This window comes from Bradyrhizobium sp. IC4060 (genome assembly GCF_020193715.1).
Lineage (GTDB): Bacteria > Pseudomonadota > Alphaproteobacteria > Rhizobiales > Xanthobacteraceae > Bradyrhizobium > Bradyrhizobium yuanmingense.
Genome location: NZ_JADYVJ010000013.1, coordinates 111,608 through 131,732 on the forward strand (window position 1 = coordinate 111,608; position 20,125 = coordinate 131,732).

22 protein-coding genes, 1 pseudogene and 1 riboswitch are annotated in these 20,125 nt (G+C 64.9%); of the genes and pseudogenes, 13 read left to right on the forward strand and 10 right to left on the reverse strand.

The annotated features are described in order from the left end of the window. Position 1 precedes the first annotated feature (1 nt). A complete protein-coding gene (gene alaS / locus I6F16_RS31160) occupies positions 2–2,683 on the reverse strand; it encodes an alanine--tRNA ligase (protein WP_225114236.1) in 2,682 nt (893 codons plus the stop codon). A gap of 233 nt (positions 2,684–2,916) precedes the next feature. Further along, positions 2,917–3,007: riboswitch (glycine riboswitch) on the forward strand. Between the two features lie 145 nt (positions 3,008–3,152). On the opposite strand from alaS, the gene gcvT reads away from it, so the two are divergent. The 3 genes from gcvT to gcvP all read left to right on the forward strand — a co-directional run bounded on the left by gcvT (position 3,153) and on the right by gcvP (position 7,703). Beyond that, positions 3,153–4,298, forward strand: coding sequence for a glycine cleavage system aminomethyltransferase GcvT (gene gcvT, locus I6F16_RS31165; RefSeq protein ID WP_225114237.1), 1,146 nt, complete (start codon positions 3,153–3,155; stop codon positions 4,296–4,298). A gap of 9 nt (positions 4,299–4,307) precedes the next feature. Continuing rightward, a complete protein-coding gene (gene gcvH / locus I6F16_RS31170) occupies positions 4,308–4,676 on the forward strand; it encodes a glycine cleavage system protein GcvH (protein ID WP_057030328.1) in 369 nt (122 codons plus the stop codon). A gap of 162 nt (positions 4,677–4,838) precedes the next feature. Then, positions 4,839–7,703 carry an aminomethyl-transferring glycine dehydrogenase gene (gene gcvP / locus I6F16_RS31175; RefSeq protein WP_225114260.1) on the forward strand — a complete coding sequence of 955 codons (2,865 nt, stop codon included), beginning with the start codon at positions 4,839–4,841 and terminating at the stop codon, positions 7,701–7,703. A gap of 95 nt (positions 7,704–7,798) precedes the next feature. Here gcvP and I6F16_RS31180 read toward each other — a convergent pair whose 3' ends face one another. The 3 genes from I6F16_RS31180 to recA all read right to left on the reverse strand — a co-directional run bounded on the left by I6F16_RS31180 (position 7,799) and on the right by recA (position 10,561). After that, positions 7,799–8,182 carry a hypothetical protein gene (locus tag I6F16_RS31180; RefSeq protein WP_225114238.1) on the reverse strand — a complete coding sequence of 128 codons (384 nt, stop codon included), beginning with the start codon at positions 8,180–8,182 and terminating at the stop codon, positions 7,799–7,801. A 195-nt stretch (positions 8,183–8,377) separates the two neighbouring features. Beyond that, positions 8,378–9,373, reverse strand: a complete 996-nt coding sequence (locus I6F16_RS31185) for a hypothetical protein (protein ID WP_225114239.1) — start codon at positions 9,371–9,373, stop codon at positions 8,378–8,380. A 99-nt stretch (positions 9,374–9,472) separates the two neighbouring features. Continuing rightward, positions 9,473–10,561 carry a recombinase RecA gene (gene recA, locus I6F16_RS31190; RefSeq protein ID WP_027577058.1) on the reverse strand — a complete coding sequence of 363 codons (1,089 nt, stop codon included), beginning with the start codon at positions 10,559–10,561 and terminating at the stop codon, positions 9,473–9,475. Between the two features lie 324 nt (positions 10,562–10,885). Here recA and I6F16_RS31195 point away from each other — a divergent pair, with 324 nt between their 5' ends. Both I6F16_RS31195 and I6F16_RS31200 read left to right on the forward strand, forming a co-directional pair. Continuing rightward, a complete protein-coding gene (locus tag I6F16_RS31195) occupies positions 10,886–11,086 on the forward strand; it encodes a hypothetical protein (protein WP_036043863.1) in 201 nt (66 codons plus the stop codon). 153 nt (positions 11,087–11,239) lie between these two features. Further along, on the forward strand, positions 11,240–11,410 hold the full coding sequence (locus I6F16_RS31200; RefSeq protein WP_225114240.1) for a hypothetical protein: 171 nt from the start codon (positions 11,240–11,242) through the stop codon (positions 11,408–11,410). Between the two features lie 573 nt (positions 11,411–11,983). Here I6F16_RS31200 and I6F16_RS31205 read toward each other — a convergent pair. Further along, positions 11,984–12,235 (reverse strand): DUF2798 domain-containing protein, encoded by a 252-nt coding sequence (locus tag I6F16_RS31205; RefSeq protein WP_109143204.1) that lies wholly within the window; start codon positions 12,233–12,235, stop codon positions 11,984–11,986. A 222-nt stretch (positions 12,236–12,457) separates the two neighbouring features. Between I6F16_RS31205 and I6F16_RS31210 the strand changes: the two genes are divergently transcribed. Beyond that, positions 12,458–12,628 carry a hypothetical protein gene (locus tag I6F16_RS31210; RefSeq protein ID WP_225114241.1) on the forward strand — a complete coding sequence of 57 codons (171 nt, stop codon included), beginning with the start codon at positions 12,458–12,460 and terminating at the stop codon, positions 12,626–12,628. Between the two features lie 31 nt (positions 12,629–12,659). On the opposite strand, the gene I6F16_RS31215 is transcribed toward I6F16_RS31210, so the two are convergent. Further along, on the reverse strand, positions 12,660–12,914 hold the full coding sequence (locus I6F16_RS31215; protein ID WP_036013009.1) for a hypothetical protein: 255 nt from the start codon (positions 12,912–12,914) through the stop codon (positions 12,660–12,662). Between the two features lie 98 nt (positions 12,915–13,012). Further along, the gene (locus I6F16_RS31220; RefSeq protein WP_036013030.1) at positions 13,013–13,309 is read right to left on the reverse strand and encodes a hypothetical protein; all 297 of its coding nucleotides are present in this window, start codon (positions 13,307–13,309) and stop codon (positions 13,013–13,015) included. Positions 13,310–13,671: 362 nt separating this feature from the next. Here I6F16_RS31220 and I6F16_RS31225 point away from each other — a divergent pair, with 362 nt between their 5' ends. Further along, on the forward strand, positions 13,672–14,136 hold the full coding sequence (locus I6F16_RS31225; protein ID WP_225114242.1) for a PaaI family thioesterase: 465 nt from the start codon (positions 13,672–13,674) through the stop codon (positions 14,134–14,136). A gap of 114 nt (positions 14,137–14,250) precedes the next feature. On the opposite strand, the gene I6F16_RS31230 is transcribed toward I6F16_RS31225, so the two are convergent. Beyond that, a complete protein-coding gene (locus I6F16_RS31230) occupies positions 14,251–14,544 on the reverse strand; it encodes an HdeA family protein (RefSeq protein WP_036013032.1) in 294 nt (97 codons plus the stop codon). A gap of 206 nt (positions 14,545–14,750) precedes the next feature. Here I6F16_RS31230 and I6F16_RS31235 point away from each other — a divergent pair, with 206 nt between their 5' ends. The 3 genes from I6F16_RS31235 (at position 14,751) to I6F16_RS31245 (ending at position 16,169) form a co-directional block, all read left to right on the forward strand. Next, positions 14,751–14,993 (forward strand): PilZ domain-containing protein, encoded by a 243-nt coding sequence (locus I6F16_RS31235; protein ID WP_225114243.1) that lies wholly within the window; start codon positions 14,751–14,753, stop codon positions 14,991–14,993. 348 nt (positions 14,994–15,341) lie between these two features. Then, on the forward strand, positions 15,342–15,743 hold the full coding sequence (locus I6F16_RS31240) for a hypothetical protein (protein ID WP_036027875.1): 402 nt from the start codon (positions 15,342–15,344) through the stop codon (positions 15,741–15,743). Positions 15,744–15,845: 102 nt separating this feature from the next. Continuing rightward, positions 15,846–16,169, forward strand: coding sequence for a hypothetical protein (locus I6F16_RS31245; protein ID WP_036013014.1), 324 nt, complete (start codon positions 15,846–15,848; stop codon positions 16,167–16,169). A gap of 57 nt (positions 16,170–16,226) precedes the next feature. On the opposite strand, the gene I6F16_RS31250 is transcribed toward I6F16_RS31245, so the two are convergent. Together I6F16_RS31250 and I6F16_RS31255 are read right to left on the reverse strand one after the other, a co-directional pair. Further along, positions 16,227–16,694 carry a DUF6691 family protein gene (locus I6F16_RS31250; RefSeq protein ID WP_036013015.1) on the reverse strand — a complete coding sequence of 156 codons (468 nt, stop codon included), beginning with the start codon at positions 16,692–16,694 and terminating at the stop codon, positions 16,227–16,229. Positions 16,695–16,699: 5 nt separating this feature from the next. Continuing rightward, a complete protein-coding gene (locus tag I6F16_RS31255) occupies positions 16,700–17,128 on the reverse strand; it encodes a YeeE/YedE family protein (RefSeq protein ID WP_036013017.1) in 429 nt (142 codons plus the stop codon). Between the two features lie 47 nt (positions 17,129–17,175). On the opposite strand from I6F16_RS31255, the pseudogene I6F16_RS31260 reads away from it, so the two are divergent. From I6F16_RS31260 to I6F16_RS31270, 3 genes and pseudogenes are all read left to right on the forward strand, one after another. Beyond that, positions 17,176–17,316: pseudogene (locus I6F16_RS31260) on the forward strand (transcriptional regulator); the annotation flags it as partial. 43 nt (positions 17,317–17,359) lie between these two features. Continuing rightward, entirely contained in the window at positions 17,360–18,796 is a 1,437-nt protein-coding gene (gene ccoG, locus I6F16_RS31265; protein ID WP_225114244.1) for a cytochrome c oxidase accessory protein CcoG, read from the forward strand. A gap of 155 nt (positions 18,797–18,951) precedes the next feature. Next, positions 18,952–20,121 carry a GNAT family N-acetyltransferase gene (locus I6F16_RS31270; protein WP_225114245.1) on the forward strand — a complete coding sequence of 390 codons (1,170 nt, stop codon included), beginning with the start codon at positions 18,952–18,954 and terminating at the stop codon, positions 20,119–20,121. Positions 20,122–20,125 lie beyond the last annotated feature (4 nt).

Here is a 20,125-nt window from a genome sequence, read left to right on the forward strand (position 1 = left end):
GCTAAGCGCCCGCCATCGCTTTTTCGATCGCGCTCAGGGCCTCGGAGGCCTTGGCGCCATCGGGCCCGCCGGCCTGGGCCATGTCGGGCCGGCCGCCGCCGCCCTTGCCGCCGAGCGCCTCGGAGGCGATGCGGACCAGATTGACGGCATTGAAGCGCGCGGTGAGGTCCTGCGTGACGCCGACCACAATTCCGGCCTTGCCGTCCCCGGTGACGCCGACGATGGCGACGACGCCCGAACCGATCTGCTTCTTGCCGTCGTCGGCGAGACTCTTGAGATCCTTCATCTCGATGCCTTCGACCGCACGCGCCATCAGCTTGACGCCGCCGGCCTCGCGCACGCCCGACGCTGCGCCGTTGTTGCCGGCTGCGGCGCCGCCGCCCATCGCCAGCTTCTTGCGGGCATCGGAGAGTTCGCGCTCGAGCTTCTTGCGCTCCTCCATCAGCGCCGAGATGCGCGCCGGCACGTCGTCGAGCGAGGTGCGCAGCTCGTTCGCCGCGATCTTCGCCAGCGCCATGGTGTCGTTGGCATGTTTTCGCGCGTAGTTGCCCGTCAGCGCCTCGATCCGGCGCACGCCGGAGGCGACCGCGCTCTCGCTCGTGACCGTGATCAGGCCGATATCGCCGGTGCGCTTCACATGGGTGCCGCCGCAGAGCTCGACCGACCAGCCGAGCGCGTTGGCGCCGCGCTCGCGCGCGGTCCTGCCCATCGAGACGACGCGGACCTCGTCGCCATACTTCTCGCCGAACAGCGCGCGCGCGCCGGCCTCGCGGGCCTCGTCGACGCCCATGACGCGCGTGGTGACCTCGTCGTTCTCCAACACCACGTCGTTGGCGATGTCCTCGACCCGGGCGAGCTCCTCAGCCGTGATCGGCTTCGGATGCACGAAGTCGAAGCGCAGCCGGTCCGGCGCGACCATCGAGCCGCGCTGGGCGATGTGATCGCCGAGCACCTGGCGCAGCGCCTCGTGGATGATGTGGGTCGCCGAGTGATGGGCGCGGATGGTTGAGCGGCGTGCGTGATCCACCTCGAGCTGCAGCGCGGTGCCGAGCTTCACTTCGCCACTCTCGACCGTGCCGATATGGACGAAGAGATCGCCGAGCTTCTTTTGCGTGTCGGTGACGCGGACCTTGATGCCGCCCTCGCCCGAGAGCACGCCGGTGTCGCCGACCTGGCCGCCGGACTCCGCATAGAACGGCGTCTGGTTCAGCACGATCGCGCCGGTCTCGCCGGCCTTGAGGCTCGTCACCTCGGCGCCGTCCTTGACCAGCGCCGAGACCACGCCCTCGGCGCTCTCGGTCTCGTAACCCAGGAATTCGGTGGCGCCGAGCTTCTCGCGCAGCGGGAACCAGATCGCCTCGGAGGCGGCCTCACCCGAGCCCTTCCAGGACTCGCGCGCCTTGGCCTTCTGACGCTCCATCGCGTCAGTGAACGCCGCCTGGTCGACGCCGATGCCGCGCGACTTCAGCGCGTCCTGGGTCAGGTCGAGCGGGAAGCCGTAGGTGTCGTACAGCGTGAAGGCGACGTCGCCGTCGAACATGTCGCCCTTCTTCAGACCGGCGCTCTTCTCGTCGAGGATGGCAAGGCCGCGCGACAGCGTCTTGCGGAAGCGGGTCTCTTCCAGCCGCAGCGTTTCCTCGATCAGCTTTTCCGCGCGCATCAATTCCGGATAGGCCTGTCCCATCTCGCGCACCAGCGCCCAGACCAGCCGGTGCATCAACGGCTCCTTGGCGCCCAAGAGCTGGGCATGGCGCATCGCGCGGCGCATGATCCGGCGCAGCACATAGCCGCGGCCCTCGTTCGAGGGCAGCACGCCGTCCGAGACCAGGAAGGCGGACGAGCGCAAGTGATCGGCGATGACGCGGAACGAGCCGACGTTCTGCTCGTTCGGTCCGCTGCCGAGCGCGGACGAGGTCGCGTCGATCAGGTTCTTGAACAGGTCGGTCTCGAACACGCTCTCGACGCCCTGGAGGATGCAGGCCATGCGCTCCAGGCCCATGCCGGTATCGATCGAGGGACGCGGCAGATTCACGCGCTCCTCCTTCGTCACCTGCTCGTATTGCATGAACACGAGATTCCAGAATTCGAGGAAGCGGTCGCCGTCCTCTTCCGGCGATCCCGGAGGACCGCCCCAGATGTGCTCGCCGCGGTCGATGAAGATCTCCGAGCACGGGCCGCACGGCCCGGTGTCGCCCATCGCCCAGAAATTGTCCGAGGTCGGGATGCGGATGATGCGGTCGTCGGAGAAGCCGGCGATCTTCTTCCACAGGCCGGCCGCCTCGTCGTCGGTGTGGTAGACGGTGACGAGCAGCTTGTCCTTCTTCAGCCCGAACTCGCTCGTGATCAGCTTCCAGGCGAGCTCGATCGCGCGCTCCTTGAAGTAATCGCCGAACGAGAAATTGCCGAGCATCTCGAAGAAGGTGAGATGGCGCGCGGTGTAGCCGACATTGTCGAGGTCGTTGTGCTTGCCGCCGGCGCGCACGCATTTCTGCGAGGTGGTGGCGCGCTGATAGGGCCGCTTCTCGACGCCGGTGAAGACGTTCTTGAACTGCACCATGCCGGCATTGGTGAACATCAACGTCGGGTCGTTGCGCGGCACGAGTGGCGAGGACGGCACGATCTCGTGGCCGTTCTCGGCAAAGAAGTTCAGAAAGGTCGACCTGATCTCGTTGACGCCGCTCATGTTCATCCAATCGGGTATGCTTGGGCCCGCTTTTCGCGGTCCAAACCGGACCGTTAAGGCTGATATCTGCGGGCCAAAGCGCTTTTAGACAAGGCCAGCTTCGCTGTCCAGAAACTGTGCAGAGAGATCAGAGGGTTGCCGCAGGCGCTCAATCCCCTTGCAACCCGTTGGATAGGGCGCGCGGACGCGTTGACAGGCTTGGCTCCCCTGTGGTCTCTACCCATCTGTATCGTACGGCCACGTCGGGAGAGACCGGCACTTGGTAGCCGGCGCCGAAGGAGCAACCGCCCCGGAAACTCTCAGGCAAAAGGACCGCGTGGCTTTGACAGCATCTGGAAAGAGGCGCCGACGGGTGTAGGCCCGGACAGCGTCCGCCGACGGGATAATACTCTCAGGCACAGCGACAGATGGGGCTTCGACTGGTGTCCATCGGGGAATCCTCCCCGGGGAACCGCCGAGGGCCCTCAAGATGCTAGCGCACGACCAAGACACCCTGAAACGTACCCCCCTCTACGACCTCCATGTGTCCTTGGGCGGCAAGATGGTGCCGTTCGCGGGCTATGACATGCCCGTGCAGTACCCCGCGGGCGTCTTGAAGGAGCACCTCCATACCCGCACCAAAGCGGGCCTGTTCGATGTCTCCCACATGGGCCAGCTCGCGCTCCGGCCGAAATCCGGCAATGTGGAGGACGCCGCCCGCGCGCTGGAGCGGCTGGTGCCGCAGGATATCGTGGCGATCGCCGCAGGGCGGCAGCGCTACGCCCAGTTCACCAATGACGACGGCGGCATTCTCGACGACCTGATGGTCGCCAATTTCGGCGATCACCTGTTCCTGGTCGTCAACGCCGCCTGCAAGGCCGAGGACGAGGCGCATCTGCGCGCCAACCTGTCCGACGCCTGCGTGATCGAGCAGCTTGCCGACCGCGCGCTGATCGCGTTGCAGGGCCCGAAGGCCGAAGCGGCGCTGGCGAAATTCTGTGCAGAGGCGCCCGACATGAAGTTCATGGACGCCGGCCCGCATGAGGTCGCCGGCATCAAGTGCTTCGTCTCGCGCTCCGGCTACACCGGCGAGGACGGCTTCGAGATCTCGGTTCCAGCAGGCGATGCCGAACGCCTCGCAAAGGTGCTGCTTGAAAATCCCGACGTGCTGCCGATTGGCCTCGGGGCCCGCGACAGCCTGCGGCTGGAAGCCGGGCTCTGCCTGTACGGTCACGACATCGACGCCACGACCACTCCGGCCGAGGCCGCGCTGGAATGGTCGGTGCAGAAGAGCCGCCGCACCGGCGGTGCACGCGCCGGCGGCTTTCCCGGCGCTGCGAAGATCCTCGCCCATTTCGATGGCGGCGCATCCCGCCGCCGCGTCGGCTTGCTCGCCCTGGGCCGCGCGCCGGTGCGCGAGGGCGCGCTGCTGTTTGCGAATGACGCGGGCGGCGAGCCGATCGGAAAAGTCACCTCGGGCGGCTTCGGCCCGAGCCTGAATGCGCCGGTTGCGATGGGCTACGTGCCCACGAATCTGAGCGCGCTTGGCACAAAACTCTTCGCCGAGGTGCGCGGCCAGCGACTGCCCTTACAGGTCGCCGCCATGCCCTTCGTGAAAAACACCTACAAACGCTGAGGACGAGACATGACCACGACGCTGTACACTTCCGACCATGAATGGCTCGCCATCGACGGCGATGTCGCCACGGTCGGCATCACCGATTACGCCCAGCAGCAACTCGGCGACGTCGTGTTCGTCGAGCTGCCCAAGGTCGGCCGCGCGCTGAAGAAGGCCGAAGCCGCCGCCGTCGTCGAGTCCGTCAAGGCGGCCTCCGACGTCTACGCACCAATCTCGGGTGAAGTGCTCGAGGCCAATGCCGAGCTCGCATCCGAGCCGGCGCTGGTGAACTCGGATGCGCAAGGCAAGGCCTGGTTCTTCAAGATCAAGATGGCCGACAGAAGCGAGCTCGGCGGCCTCATGGATGAAGCCGCCTACAAGGCGCATACGGCGTGAGATGAAGCGAAGTCTAACCTCATGCTCAGTGTCATCACCCGCGAAGGCGGGTGATCCAGTACGCCGCGGCCCCTCGGTTCAATCCGCGCTGCTGGAGAGTACTGGATGCCCCGCCTTCGCGGGGCATGACACTGACAGCGAAATCTGAAGCGAGGACCCATGATGACCGCGCACCGCAAATCCAACGGCGACACCGCCAGTTTCGTCCGCCGCCACATCGGCCCATCGGCGCGCGATGTCACCGCCATGCTTGAAACAGTCAGTGCCAAGAGCGTCGATGCGCTGATCGCGGAAACGCTGCCGGCCTCGATCCGGCAGGCCGGCCCGCTCGACCTCGGCAAGCCCTTGAGCGAGACCGAGGCGATCGCGCACATGACCGAGCTTGCGCGTCAAAACCAGGTGTTCACCTCGCTGATCGGCCAGGGCTATTCAGGCACCATCCTGCCTGCGGTGATCCAGCGCAACATCCTGGAGAACCCGGCCTGGTACACGGCCTACACGCCCTATCAGCCCGAGATCAGCCAGGGCCGGCTGGAGGCGCTGCTCAACTTCCAGACCATGATCTGCGACCTCACCGGGCTCGACGTCGCCAACGCCTCCCTGCTCGATGAAGCCACCGCCGCCGCCGAAGCCATGGCGCTGGCCGAGCGCCACTCGCAGGTCAAGGCAAAGGCCTTCTTCGTCGACAAGGACGTGCACCCGCAGACGTTAGCCGTAATGCGCACCCGCGCCGAGCCGCTCGGCTGGACTCTGGTCGTCGGCGATCCCCTCACCGATCTCGACAAGGCCGACGTGCTCGGCGCGCTGCTGCAATATCCGGGCTCTTCCGGTGCGTTGCGCGACCTCAGGCCCGCCATCGCGGCGCTGAAGGCCAAGGGCGCGCTCGCGATTCTTGCCGCCGATTTGCTGGCGCTGACGCTGCTCGCCTCGCCCGGCGAACTGGGCGCCGACATCGCGATCGGCTCGGCCCAGCGCTTCGGCGTGCCGATGGGCTATGGCGGACCGCACGCGGCCTATATGGCGGTGCGCGATGCGCTGAAGCGTTCGCTGCCCGGCCGCATCGTCGGCCTGTCCGTCGATTCCCGCGGTGCGCCGGCCTATCGGCTCGCGCTGCAGACCCGCGAGCAGCACATCCGCCGCGAGAAGGCGACCTCCAACATCTGCACCGCGCAGGTGCTGCTCGCCGTGATCGCCTCGATGTATGCGGTCTATCACGGCCCCGAGGGCCTTTCGCAGATCGCACGCAACGTCCATCGCCGCGCCGCCGTGCTCGCGACCGGCCTGCGCAAGCTCGGCTTCGCGCCGCAATCGGACAGCTTCTTCGACACGCTGAGCGTCGATGCCGGCGGCAAGCGCGCCGAGATCGTCGCGCGGGCAGCAAGCGAGAAGATCAATCTCGGCGTCAGCGATACGGCTCTTCGCATCGCGCTCGACGAGACCACGACGCCTGCGACGATTGAAGCGGTCTGGCGCGCCTTCGGCGGCAAGCTTGCCTATGCCGAGATCGACGCCGAGACGCGCGAGGCGCTGCCGGACGAATTGAAGCGCGCTACGGCCTTCCTGACCCATCCCGTCTTCCATGCGCATCGCTCGGAAACCGAGATGCTGCGCTACATGCGCAAGCTCAGTGATCGCGACCTCGCGCTCGACCGCGCCATGATCCCGCTTGGATCCTGCACCATGAAGCTGAACGCGACCACCGAGATGATGCCGCTGACCTGGCCGGAATTCGGCTCGCTGCATCCGTTCGCCCCGCGCGAGCAAGCTCAAGGCTATCACGCGCTGTTCGCACGGCTGGAGAAATGGCTCTGCGACATCACCGGCTATGACGCGATCTCGCTGCAGCCGAACTCGGGCGCGCAGGGCGAATATGCCGGGCTGCTCGCGATCCGCGGCTATCATGCCGCGCGCGGACAGGGCCATCGCAAGATCTGCCTGATCCCCTCCTCCGCCCACGGCACCAATCCGGCCTCGGCCTCGATGGTCGGCATGGACGTGGTGGTGGTGTCTTGCGAGAAGAACGGCGACGTCGACGTCAATGATCTCCGCGCCAAGGCGGAGAAGCACGCGAACGACCTCGCAGCTGTCATGATCACCTATCCCTCGACCCACGGCGTGTTCGAGGAGCACATCCGCGAGATCTGCGACATCGTGCACGGCCATGGCGGCCAGGTGTATCTCGACGGCGCCAACCTCAATGCGCAGGTCGGCCTTTCCAGGCCCGGCGATTACGGCGCCGACGTCAGCCATCTCAACCTGCACAAGACCTTCTGCATCCCGCATGGCGGCGGCGGCCCCGGCATGGGCCCGATCGGCGTCAAGGCGCATCTCGCCCCGTTCCTCCCCGGCCACCCCGCGACGAAGGCAGACGCGCCGGTCGGTCCGGTCTCGGCCGCGCCGTTCGGTTCGGCGTCGATCCTTACCATCTCCTACATCTACATCCTGATGATGGGCGGTGAAGGCCTGAAGCGCGCCACCGAGATCGCGATCCTCAACGCCAATTACATCGCAGCGCGCCTCGATCCGCATTTCCCGGTGCTCTACAAGAACGAGAAGGGACGCGTCGCGCATGAGTGCATCGTCGATCCGCGTCCGCTGAAGACGACGAGTGGCGTCACCGTCGACGACATCGCAAAGCGCCTGATCGATTACGGCTTCCACGCCCCGACCATGAGCTTCCCGGTACCGGGCACGCTGATGATCGAGCCGACCGAATCGGAATCCAAGGCCGAGCTGGATCGTTTTTGCGACGCCATGATCGCGATCCGCAAGGAAATCGCCGAGGTCGAGGCCGGTCGCTTTGAGATCGCAGCCTCGCCCCTGCGCCACGCTCCGCACACAGTGCACGACATCGCCGATGACGATTGGAAGCGCGCTTACACCCGCACGGAGGGTTGCTTCCCCGACGGCGTCTCGCGCACCGACAAATATTGGTGCCCCGTCGGCCGCGTCGACAACGTCTATGGCGACCGCAATCTGGTGTGCTCCTGCCCGCCGGTGAGCGATTACGCGGAAGCCGCGGAGTAAGCTTTGTAGGGTGGGTTAGCCTCGCGGCTGCGCAAAGCGCAGTCCGAGAGGCGTAACCCACCACTTCTGCGTCCGCTGAACCGAACGGTGGTGGATTACGCCTTCGGCCAATCAGGCCACCGCATCAGGCTTTCCGATCGAGTCACAAGACTCTGGCAATGGGTGCTCGCGACTGTGAGCGCCCACGCCTGGGACTTATCGATCTTGCCCTGCAGATCAGCGAGCGCTCGCGCCATCCAGTGCGCCCTTTCCCGTCCCAGCGGCAACGATTCGGTCTCCGAATCAATTCCGACAAAGGGCAAGATATCAAAATCGTCTTCGAGGCGCGCCTTGAACCTGTGCCTTGCAATTGTCCGGGCACCCTCCACCGGGGACACGCTTCCGGAAAGTATGCCTTTCGCCGTCTCAACAATGATCTGGCGAGCAGCAATAACCTCGGATTGATTCCGACTCACGGCGACCCCGGTCGAACAAATCATTCGGTATCTCTAGTATTACAAGACGGGCATCGAAGACGTCAGCAACTCAAGGCCCTCAGGCTCCTAGGGTGGGTTAGCCTCGCGGCCGCGCAAAGCGCAGTACGCGAAGCGTAACCCACCACTTCTGCGTCCGCTGAACTGAACAGTGGTGGATTACGCCTTCGGCTAATCCACCCTACGGCACTGCGTGCGCCGCTAAGGCGCAATCAGCAACCGGCTTTCGCGATCCCACCGCCACAGCCGTTCATTGGTGAGCAGCGTGCCGCCCCACCAACGTCGAATCGGATTGTGGCGACGGAAATCTTCGCGGCCTTCCAAAACCGCTTTGCCAAATTCAGTCAGCGACAACCGGCTCCGACGATAGGCGGCGTTGCGACCTCGCGCATCGTGCGGGGCGAGCGTCGCGAGTTTCGGATCGAGACCTGCGACCGCCGGCATCGGGCCCGACGCAAGCCCTTCGAGCAACGGACCCAGCTCCCACTGGTCGAACACGCGCGTTTCGAGCAGCCCGCCCGGCTGAAACAGTTCTTTTGTACGATTGTGCCCCCTTGCAATCAGCTCGATAAGCCGCGCCTCCGTCGCGCCCAATCCGGTGATTGGTGACGGCAGTTCAGCTAGCAACGCTTCCAGAGCCGGCTTCAGGAAAGGTAGCCTGGGTAAATCCCTTGTCAGCAACCCGAAGCAAAGTTCAGGCGTCGGCGCCCGATACGCCTCCCAGGCCATGTTGGCTATCTCGAAGTCGCACTCTGCGATCTCCGATTCCCGCACCGTACGATCGCGAAGTTGCGGGCCGTCCGCTTCGCGCAGATCGAAATTGACCCGTCGCAGTCTCAGACAATGGGTGATCGATGGATGGGACCGCAAATAGTCCAGGATCCAGATCAGTTGCAATTGACTGTTAGGCTCAGGGTCGAACCACAGCTCGATGAACTCGACGCCATAGGTCTCGCAAAACCAAACCAGGCCAGTCTCCTTGTGTGCGAGACCGGTCTGAGGCAACCGGCCAACAAGATCGGACCACCGCACCTCCGGATCGCCCCTGTAATAGCCTCCCGTAAGATAGTCCTCGAGGTGGTGCGACGTAGGCAACGGCCCCCAAACGAACCGAAAGATCAACGGGACGACCATGTCAGCACGACCGGCATAGGTGAGACCAACGCCGGACGAACTAGTCAGAATCACACGCTTCATCGTCGACGCGCCCCCACGCAACACGAAACGGGCACCGAAGACGTCGGCAACTCAACGTCCTCAGTGCCCGCTCCTCGCGAAAAATTTTCGCGTTAGGTCTTACTCGTCCGCCGGCTCCTCGCCGTCGGCGTCGCGCTCCGGCGTGCCGGCGAGAATCTGCTCGGCGATCAGGCCGGAATTCTGGCGGATCGCGGTCTCGATCTTGGCGGTGATGTCGGGGTTGCCCTTCAGAAACGCCTTGGCGTTCTCGCGGCCCTGGCCGAGGCGCTGGCTGTCATAGGAGAACCAGGCGCCGGACTTCTCGACGATGCCGGCCTTAACGCCGAGATCGAGGATCTCGCCCATCTTGGAGACGCCCTCGCCGTACATGATGTCGAACTCGACCTGCTTGAACGGCGGGGCCAGCTTGTTCTTGACCACCTTGACGCGCGTGGTGTTGCCGACCACCTCGTCGCGCTCCTTGATCGCGCCGATGCGGCGGATGTCGAGGCGGACGGAGGCGTAGAATTTCAGCGCATTGCCGCCGGTCGTGGTTTCCGGCGAGCCGTACATCACACCGATCTTCATGCGAATCTGGTTGATGAAGATCACCATGGTGTTGGACTTGTTGATGGAGGCCGTCAGCTTGCGCAGCGCCTGGCTCATCAACCGCGCCTGAAGGCCCGGCAGCGCATCGCCCATCTCGCCCTCGAGCTCGGCCTTCGGCACCAGCGCCGCCACCGAATCGACCACGAGAACATCGACCGCGCCCGAGCGCACCAGGGTGTCGCAGATCTCCAGGGCCTGCTCGCCGGTGTCGGGCTGCGAGATCAGGAGCTCGTCGATGTTGACGCCGAGCTTGCGGGCATAGACCGGATCGAGCGCGTGCTCGGCGTCGATGAAGGCGCAGATGCCGCCCTTCTTCTGCGCTTCCGCCACCGTATGCAGCGCCAGCGTGGTCTTGCCCGAGGATTCCGGCCCGTAGATCTCGACGATGCGCCCCTTGGGCAGGCCGCCGATGCCGAGCGCGATATCGAGCCCGAGCGAGCCTGAGGACACCGCCTCGATGTCCATGGAGCGGTCGTTCTTGCCGAGCTTCATCACCGAGCCCTTGCCGAACTGGCGCTCGATCTGAGAGAGCGCGGCAGCCAGAGCTTTACTCTTGTCCATGGAGGATCCTTCGACGATACGCAGGGCAGTTGCGGACATTGGGTCGTGCTCCTTATGGCGAGGATTCGCGTGAGGGACAAACGGTTGCGAGGCAGCTCGGCGATAAAAGCAATGTACCCCATTTGTTCTAGGTTCGCAATATGTTCTTTTGCGGATTTTGTCTTTCTGACTGGACCAGGAGACAACGGAGCTGGTCGAACCGGCCATGCTGGATCATCACGCCGTCCGCACTGCGTGCACAACTGAACAGACGCGGATCCACTTCTGGATCCTAATGCATCATCACCGCGCGGACCCTGGCCACTATCGGTGATGAGAACGCTGACCTCGCGCTCCCGCCTCCTCGCACGGAAAGAGCGCGCCATGTTGAAGCGACGACGTTTCAAGCAGCAACTGACCCTTCAGGACCGGCTGTCGGCATGGGTGAAGCAGGTCCGCGAGCAGGCGTCCAAGCTACCTCCCGGGCCGGAGCGGGACGCGCTGCTCAAGAAGGCGCGCCAGGCCGACGTTGCCAATCATCTGAACGATTGGGTCAAATCGCCGGGGCTGCAGCCGCCGGAATAGCCGCCTACGCCGGGTTCCTCGAAGCGACCATGACCGGGATCAACGACGCGCGACTGGGCGCCGTCATGTTTCCGTAATCCTACGGCACCGAACCTTTTCGCGGTCTCGGGCCTTCTGTGGGGATGGGAGCGCAACTTTTGGGGATCTCTGGTCATGACGAACAACGACACGCAGCACGATACGCTGAGGCGAAAGCCGCTGCTGGACGCCGCCCACGAGGAGATGGTGAAGTTCGAGCGCAAGGAAAACGAGTTCCGCAAGAAGGACCGCGAAGAGCGCGCCGCCGAGCTCCGTCTGCCGCTGAACGAGATCAAGGTTCATTAGGCACTGCCAGGACCGCCGTCCGGAGCGGGCCAAGCCCGCCCGCGATGCGGCACTCCGCTCCGGTCCTTGGCCGGAACCTCGATCGGCATCGCCGGTCGGGCGTCGCGCTCGCCGATGCAGAAGGTAGCTAAATACTACCAGCAACCCATTGGCGAAGAGATGAAATCGGCAGGACCCCTACTGTGCATGGGGTTGTTTTGCCACTTTTGAGAGGCAAGGCACGCCAGCGCCGTCGATCGGACGGCCCGGCACGTCGGTTCCGTCTGCAGCAGCGCATGCTACAGCACCGCCAGCAGAACCAGGCCTATCACTAGCACGACGAAGCCAGCCGCCGTCGCGGCGGCGAATGACCGCTCTACGTTATCCATATGATGCCACCCCGTTTCCGGCGCGCCACGTTTCCCCCATGGCTGCGCCGAACGGATAAAATCTTGCCGACGGGTGTGTCCGCAGTGGTGCGGACGGATGTCGAAATTGGGACCGGTACGGGGCCAGTGTGCGGCCTTTCGATCGCGCACCTGCCGGCGGTCCGCCTGTCAGGCTGTCGTCAGCCAGCCGGCTAGGGTCGCCCGGCTACCGGCCGGCGCGGGGCTCCTGCTCCTCCTGCGTCAGGCGCAGCGAGAAGGCGCGGATCGCGGGCGCCGCCAGCAGCACGACCGGCAGCATCGCGGCCCATGCGATCAGCCAGGACACCATCCAGTGCCGCACGAAGAGCATCGGGCTGCCGGCGGGAAAGCTGGCGATCCCAGCCGCGATCAGCGAGGTAAGCCCGGACTGGATGATGCCGAAGACGAAATGCGAGTAGCGGCGGGGAATGCCGAGCATGAGGCGCCCATGGTTGCTTGCCCGTGATCGGCAAGCAAGGCACATGCCGTCGAGCGGATCCGGCGCTTCGATTGGAACCGCGATGCGGGACCGCCGGATGCACCCCGGCCGGGCTCCAGGAACTTTGTTCATGGTCGGAGAACCACGGAGGCCGCGGGCGACATTTTTCTTGCCTGCGGAATATTGCGACGACCAACATGTTTGCAGGCACAAGGGTGAATCGTGGGAGGTGACCATGAATCACAGGGGCGTCGAGTTCACCAGTGGCAGTTCCGCATCGGCGACCGGATCAGGACCGGCAAGACCGAGACCAGGCTCGACCTGCTGGCGATCCGGCGCGTGCAGCTGCGCATCGACCGCGAGCTGAAGGCGATCGGGCGAAAGACGGCCTGAACCGTTTTCGCCCTCTGCGCCATAGCGCGCGTCAGTCGGCGCTGGGCAGCCGACGCATGGTGAACTCGATATCGCCGCCGGGCAATTCGCGCCAGGTCTCGACCTCGCTCATATAGCCGGCCTTGGGGTAGCGGGCGAAGAAGGCCTGCGCCCGCTCCCGTGCCGCCGCCCGCGGCAGCGTGAAGGTCTCGCGCAGATAGCCATCGCCGGCGGACTGGCCGGGCTTGCCGGCCGCCTTGCGCCGGCGCGCCATCCGCTCGGCGAGATCCCGCGGACGATCGGCCATGTCCTGCCTTCCTCTGCGCACTACGCTACGGACAATGTAGGGCGCGGGCCGGATCAAGAGGAGTCCTTCCGAGGAGCATTGTGCCTCCCCGGAACGGGTCAGTTGGCGGCCGTCCCGCTCTTGGCCTTCTTCGGCGCACTGGTCGCGGCCGACGCCTTCGGCGCCGCCGGCTGCTTCGGCTGTTCGGCGCGCATGCCGCCCCAGGGATCGCTGGACGCCTTGGTATCCGGAATCTTCTTCAGTGTTTCCTTGTAGGCCTTCTCACGTTCGGCCTCGATGGCCTTCTCCTCCGGCGACTTGCTCGGGGCATCCTGCATCAAATTGATGTTGGGCATTTGCGCGTAGGCAGGTCCCGCCAGCACGGCCAGCACCGCGGCCAAACGGAAAAGCTTCATCATTCACTCCTTAAGTCTTCCATGAGGCGCGGATCGCCCCGTGCCCTGTCATCCTCGTCAGCCCGGTCACGACCGGTGGCCGCTAGTGCCGATCCGATCGGCATGATTTGGGCGTCTGCAGCCAATCATCCCAGATCGGACCGCATTTGGTGCACCCGCTCAGCGCGAGACCGAGCAGGCCCATGCAAAAGACGAGGATACAGCGACGCAACATCATCCACCCCTACCCAAGCCTGGCATCATATCGGGCCAAGTCAGGCATTTTCAAGCCGAGGCGGCCGGCGCCAGACCGGGTGACTTTGCCTCGCCGATGCGCGCACAATGCGGCGAAACATCCGGCAACACAGGAGAGCGCGACAGCAATGCAAACGCAGCCAGAAGCCGAGTTCGGCCTCGCCGACGCCAGACGCATCCTCGGCGAGGTCTTTGCGCCCTGGGTCCAGGACCTCAACCTCGCGGTCGAGCGCATCGAGCATGTGCCGCGCGCGGACGTCCCGGATTGGCAGCCCGGCGCGCTGCTGCGCATGCCGTTTTCGGAGCGGCTGTGCCGCAATGGCGGCGTGGTCTGCGGCCAGGCCCTGATGGCGCTCGCCGACACCGCGATGGTGATCGCGATCCTCGCGGCCAATCGCGGCTACCGTCCCATGACCACGGTCGATCAGACCACGCATTTCATGCGCGCGATCTCCTCGTCCGACGTGCTGGCGGATGCACGCGTGGTGCGGCTCGGGCGCACCATGAGCTTTGGCCGCGTCACGCTGCTCTCGGCCGCCGACGGCAAGCCGGCCGCGATGGTGTCGAGCGCGTTCGCGATGCTGCCGGGGTGAACGCGCCCTGAAAACAAGAGAGCCGCGCGAAGCGCAAGGCTCGACGCGGCTCTCGATGGAAATCGTATCGGGACAGCAAGCGCGATCGCGCTTGCCGTCATTGCGCCGGCAATGTCACTTGCCGAGGATCTCGTCGGCGGCGGTGACGACGCTGACGGTCGGATTCTTTCCGCAATAGGCGCCGAACTTCTTGGCATTCTCGATGAAGATGTCGGTGTCGATGATCGCGTTGTCCTCGTCGCCCTTGTACCAGCCGTCCATCCAGGTCAGCACGACGCCGATGTTGTCCTCGCCGCTCTCGAGGAACTGCTTGCAGGTCATGGTCGAGAGGTCCCACTTGACGGCGTGGGCGGGCATCGAGGCCAGCGAGAGCGCTGCGGCGAACAAAATCGAAAGCGAAGTCTTCATCAATATCTCCATCGGCGCGTCGCGCCATAAAGGAAAGGCACTTGTGTAGGCTCTTTGGGTGGGCTCTTTGGGCAGGTTCGTGGGAGCGGCTCGCCGCTCCAACGTCGTAAACAAAGTCTGAAACGCCGTGCAAGTAGCGCCAGTATTGAGTTTAGTTCAACGTAATTTCTCTGCACTACTTCCTACTATCGGCAGGACTAACGCGGATGATTGAGAAGCGCACATCGCAACGTCACCGTGTTTTCAAGGGCGGAAAGATCACCTTTGAAAACAGCGGCATTCCTTGCACAGTGCGAAACATGTCGGCGGGCGGCGCGGCGATCGACCTCGATACTCCCGTCATGTTGCCGCAATCGGTCACGCTCTCGATCGCGTGTGACGATTTCGTACGGCATTGTCGCACAGTTTGGCGCAGCGACAAGCGCGTCGGCCTCGCTTTCGTGCAATAGCGGCCGCGATATGAACGAAGGTTCGCATCGCGTGCACACCACCATCATGACTGGCTCGCAATCACGCGCGTAACACCCGCGAGCGATGATGAGCCCCGCAACGTCGATCGACTCGACGCGGTCATTGGGCGGGCACTGCGCCTGCGCTGAGGCGGCCCTCAGCGCCAGCACGGCGGCGTGATGACCAGAATCCGCATTACCGCAATCCCCCACCTCTGGGGTACAAGCCAGCCCCCAATCGCGGAATAGCGATGTCCGGGTTCCGGGACCTCAGCAAATCTTGATCGGCCTGGACTTCGTCCGATCGCATTCGTGCCTATCTGTCGGCCCGCAGGGGACCTTTCACGGATGTTGCGGATCATTGCTCATGCGGCGCTGCTCATTGGCGCGCTTGCGCTCGGTGCCTGCGGCTTTGCCGACAGCCGCGCACCGGTGCCGGAATTCATGCGCATGAAGGAGCCCGAGCAGCCGCCGGAAGCGCCGCCCGACGTCAAGCGCGTGGTGCGCGAGCAGATCGACGTCGTCTTTCTCGCAACGTCCTATCCGCGCGAGGTTCACGTCGCCCCGCCGCATCGTGAGCTGCGAGGACCGGGCTGGACCGCGTGCGTCCGCGCGCAGCTCACCTCGGCGACCGGTACGTCGCTCGGCGCCCAGACCTACATCGTGACGATCAACGACGGCAGGGTCGTGGACCGCCGGCGCGCCGACGCCGACGACATCTGCGGCACGGAGACTTACGAGCCGATCTAGGAACCCGCCCCTGACGACAGGTTCCGGGAAAAACCTGTAGATGACCCGGAACGATCACCGCCTCCCCTTCTTGTTACCGCCGAGGGCAGTTTCGAGGAGGACATGATGAGGACGTTGACTATTGCGCTGCTGGCAGGCGTGGGGGCCTTGGCCGCCGCCTCGGGGGCCAAGGCTTCCGATATCTATACGACCAGCGAATACACCAATCCGGATCTCGTGCAGCAGGTGCGACTCGTCTGCGACGAGGATGGTCGCTGCTATCGCACGCGCGGCGGGTCGCGCGTGATCGTGCGCGATTCCTACAATTACATGCCGCGCGACCGCTACTATGAGCGCCGGAGCTATCATCGCCACTACGATGACGGCCCGCGCGCCGGCGTCGGCATTCGCGCGCCCGGCGTCAGCGTCGGCGTCGGTAGCTGGTGAGCGATGAAGGCTTGATGGTCGGAGACCGGGCGAGACTATTCGCCCGGTCCCGTGACCTCAAGTTTCGAGTGGATCGGCCGGCGTGATGTAGCGCGTCGATGACGGCAGCTGAGCGATGAAGCGGGCGAGCACCATGCCGGCGCACATCGCCACAACAAAGATGACGGCGGAGAGCGAGCCAAATCCGAGCGCGGTCAGCGCCGGCCCCGGGCAAAAGCCTACCAGCCCCCAGCCGATGCCGAAGATCGCCGGACCTGCGACGATCCTGGGATCGATGTCTCGCCGCGTCGGCAAATAGAATCGATCAGCGAAGAATGGACGCGGAAGCTTGAGAACGCGGCTGAAGCCGACGAAGGTCACGGCCACCGCGCCCGCCATCACGAAGGCGAGGCTTGCATCCCATGTCCCTGCCTGAATGCCGGCGACGTCCAGGAAGTTCAGCACCTTTGCGGGGTTCGACATGCCGGAGACGATGAGGCCGAGGCCGAAGATCAGCCCAATCGCGAATTGAACCAGGATTGCCATCGCCGTCAGTTCCAGTGCCGCATCAAGAACACGGTCGCCATGCCGGCGGCCATGAAGGTGATGGTCGCAACCAGCGAGCGCACCGACAGCCGCGACAGGCCGCAAACGCCGTGGCCCGAGGTGCAGCCGCTGCCCCACACCGAACCGAAACCCGTGAGCAATCCGCCGATGATCAGGAGGGCCGGCCCCGCCGCGATCGTCTGCTCCGGCAGACCTCCGGTGACGAGCCGGACCAGCACGGGCGCAGCAGCAAGACCGGCGACGAAGGCAAGGCGCCCAGCGAGTTCGCTGTCCTCATAGGGCGGAAACAGCCGCGCCGCGATGCCGCTGACGCCGGCGATCCGACCCGTTGCCCACATCAGCAGAACGGCCGCGAGGCCAATCATCGCACCGCCAACGAGCGACGCGATCGGCGTAAAAGACGTCGTGACCATGACCTCTCCTGAGCGAGAGCGCCCTTGCGTAGGGCGCAAATACCATGGCCGCGCTATCCCAGCATCTCGGAAAGATGCGCGCATTGAGCTTGGTCAAACCAAAGCGTGACGGCCAAACGATATACTACAACATCGCGAGCCCGAAAGTCCGCGCAGTGCTGGAGATTCTTTGCCGGCTCTTCTGCGCCGGCAAGTCGGACTCTCGCCTTCGCAAAACGCGGGGAGCATGGGATGACCGACGACACCTTCATCGAGGGACCTCTCTACGAGAAGCGGAGGAAGGTCTATCCGCAATCGGTGCATGGCCCTTTCCGCCGCATCAAATGGGCGATCCTGTGCGTCACGCTCGGGACCTATTATCTGCTGCCGTTCGTGCGCTGGAATCGCGGACCCGGCCTGCCCGACCAGGCCGTGCTGATCGACTTCCCGCATCGGCGCTTTTACTTCTTCTTCATCGAGCTGTGGCCGCAGGAGGTCTATTATTTCACCGGTCTCCTCATCATCGCGGCGATGATTCTGTTCCTGATGAACGCGGTCGCGGGACGGCTGTGGTGCGGCTACATGTGCCCGCAGACGGTGTGGACCGACCTGTTCTACGCGGTCGAGCGTTGGGTCGAGGGCGACCGGCGCGAGCGCATGCAGGGCGACAAGCGCTACTGGACGTTCGACCATCTTCGCAAGGTCGCGCTCAAGCACTTCCTCTGGATCATGATCGCCTGGTGGACCGGCGGCGCCTGGGTGCTCTACTTTTCCGACGCGCCGACGCTGGTGAAGGAGCTCGCGACCTTCCAGGCCCCGTTCATCGCCTATCTCTGGATCGGCATCCTCACCGCCACGACCTATGTCTTTGCCGGTCACGCCCGGGAGCAGATGTGCATCTACATGTGCCCGTGGCCGCGGATCCAGGCGGCGCTGACCGACGAATGGGCGCTCAACGTCACCTATCGGCGTGACCGCGGCGAGCCGCGCATGTCGGTGAAGAAGGCGGATGCCGCGCGCGCCCATGGCGATCCCGCCGGCGATTGCGTCGACTGCCATCAGTGCATCAATGTCTGCCCGACCGGCGTCGACATCCGCCACGGCATCCAGCTCGGCTGCATCCAGTGCGGCCTGTGCATCGACGCCTGCGACAACGTCATGCGCGAGATCGGCCGGCCCCAGGGCCTGATCGGCTACGACACCGACATCAACATGCAGCGCCGACGCGAGGGCAAGCCGGCGATCTACCGCATCATCCGTCCGCGCACGCTGATCTATGCCGCGGCCATCGCCATTGTGGGCAGCATCATGCTGTACACTCTCGCCACTCGCGCGACGATGGACGTCAACGTACTGCACGAGCGCAATCCCCTCTTCGTCCAGCTTTCGGACGGCGGCGTGCGCAACGACTACACCGTGCGTATCCTCAACAAGAGTGCACAGCGATCGTTTGCGCTCGAAGTCTCCGGTCTGCCGCGCGCGACCATTCGCGTCGCCGGCATCGAGGCGGAACCTGGCGGCAAGCCCATCATCGAGGTCGGGCAGGATCAGACCCGCGAGGTCAGGCTGTCGGTACAGGTCGGGCCCAGCGACCTGCCGAAGACCTCCCGCGACATCGAGATCACCATCACCGATACCGCCAGCGGCGGCCGCGCGAGCACCCGCGATCATTTCGTGCCGGGAGACTAGCCACGATTCCTCAGGGTCACCCCCGGCCGGATGCTGAATGGAATGTTAACACTACCGCTCGAATTGCGGCGGCGTGCCAACGGTATTTTCCAATCTTTGCGCTAAGCATGACCGGTGGCACGGGCCCCAGCTCGTGTGAACGGGGACGACGGGACGTGGTCGACATCGCGCATCTGGCTGCGATCAATCCGGCATCGGCAAGGGATGCCGCGATGGCGCGCGCGCCTGTTCCCCTTGCGGCCGTCGACACCGGCCAATGGCGCGCGCTGGCGCAGCGGGCGATCGAGCCGAACGGATATTACCTGCCCGCCTGGGAGCTCGCCGTCAGCGCAACTGCGCGCGGTCGCACGGATGCCTCGGCACTGTCCGCATTTGACGGCACTTCGGCCCGGCTGATCGGCCTGATGCCGGTGGTCTCACTCTGGCGCGCTTTGAAGATTCCCCTGCCCGCCCTGGTGAGCGCGCATCCCTATGGCACGCTGTGCAGCCCGCTGCTCGACCGCGACGCTCCGCTCGAAGCCGCTGCGCGTCTGCTGCAGCAGGCGCGCGAGGCCGGCGCGCATGCGCTCGTGCTGACCGACGTCGCGCTCGACGGCGCAGCCATGGCATCACTCAAGCAGGTGCTGAAGCGCGACCGCCTGAAGCCGAGAATCCTCAGCTCCTACATCCGCGCCAGCCTCGATGCGACGCAGGATGGAGACGCACTGTTGCGCGAGGCGCTCGGCGCCAAGAAGCTCAAGGAGCTGCGGCGCCAGCGCCACCGTCTCGAGGAGCACGGCTCCGTCGTGTTCGAGATCGCGCGCCGCTCCGACCAGATCGGACGTGCGCTCGAAACCTTTCTGCAGCTCGAAGCGAGCGGCTGGAAGGGCAAGCGGGGCACCGCGCTGGTCCAGCATCCGGGCGACGCGACCTTCATTCGCCGCGCCGTGCCGGCGCTGGCAGAGACCGCGCAGTGCGAGACCGTCACCCTTCGCGCCGGCGCGACGCCGATTGCCGCCGGCATCGTGTTGCGCCATCAGGATCGCGCCTTCTTCTTCAAGCTTGGGATCGACGAGCGCTTTGCAAAATATTCGCCGGGGGTGCAGCTCACGCTCGACCTCACCCGCCATCTCTGCGCCGACCCCGCCGTCGCCAGCGCGGATTCGACGGCGAATGCCGATCACCCCATGATCAACCCGATCTGGCGCGGACGCCTCGCGATCGGCGATGTGCTGATCCCGCTACGGCGGCACGACCCGGTCGTGGCGCTCATTCACGGCGCGCTGGTCGGCCTCAACGCCGCGCACGAGGCCGCGCGCGGCGTGGTTCGCCGGCTCCGAAAATAGAAAG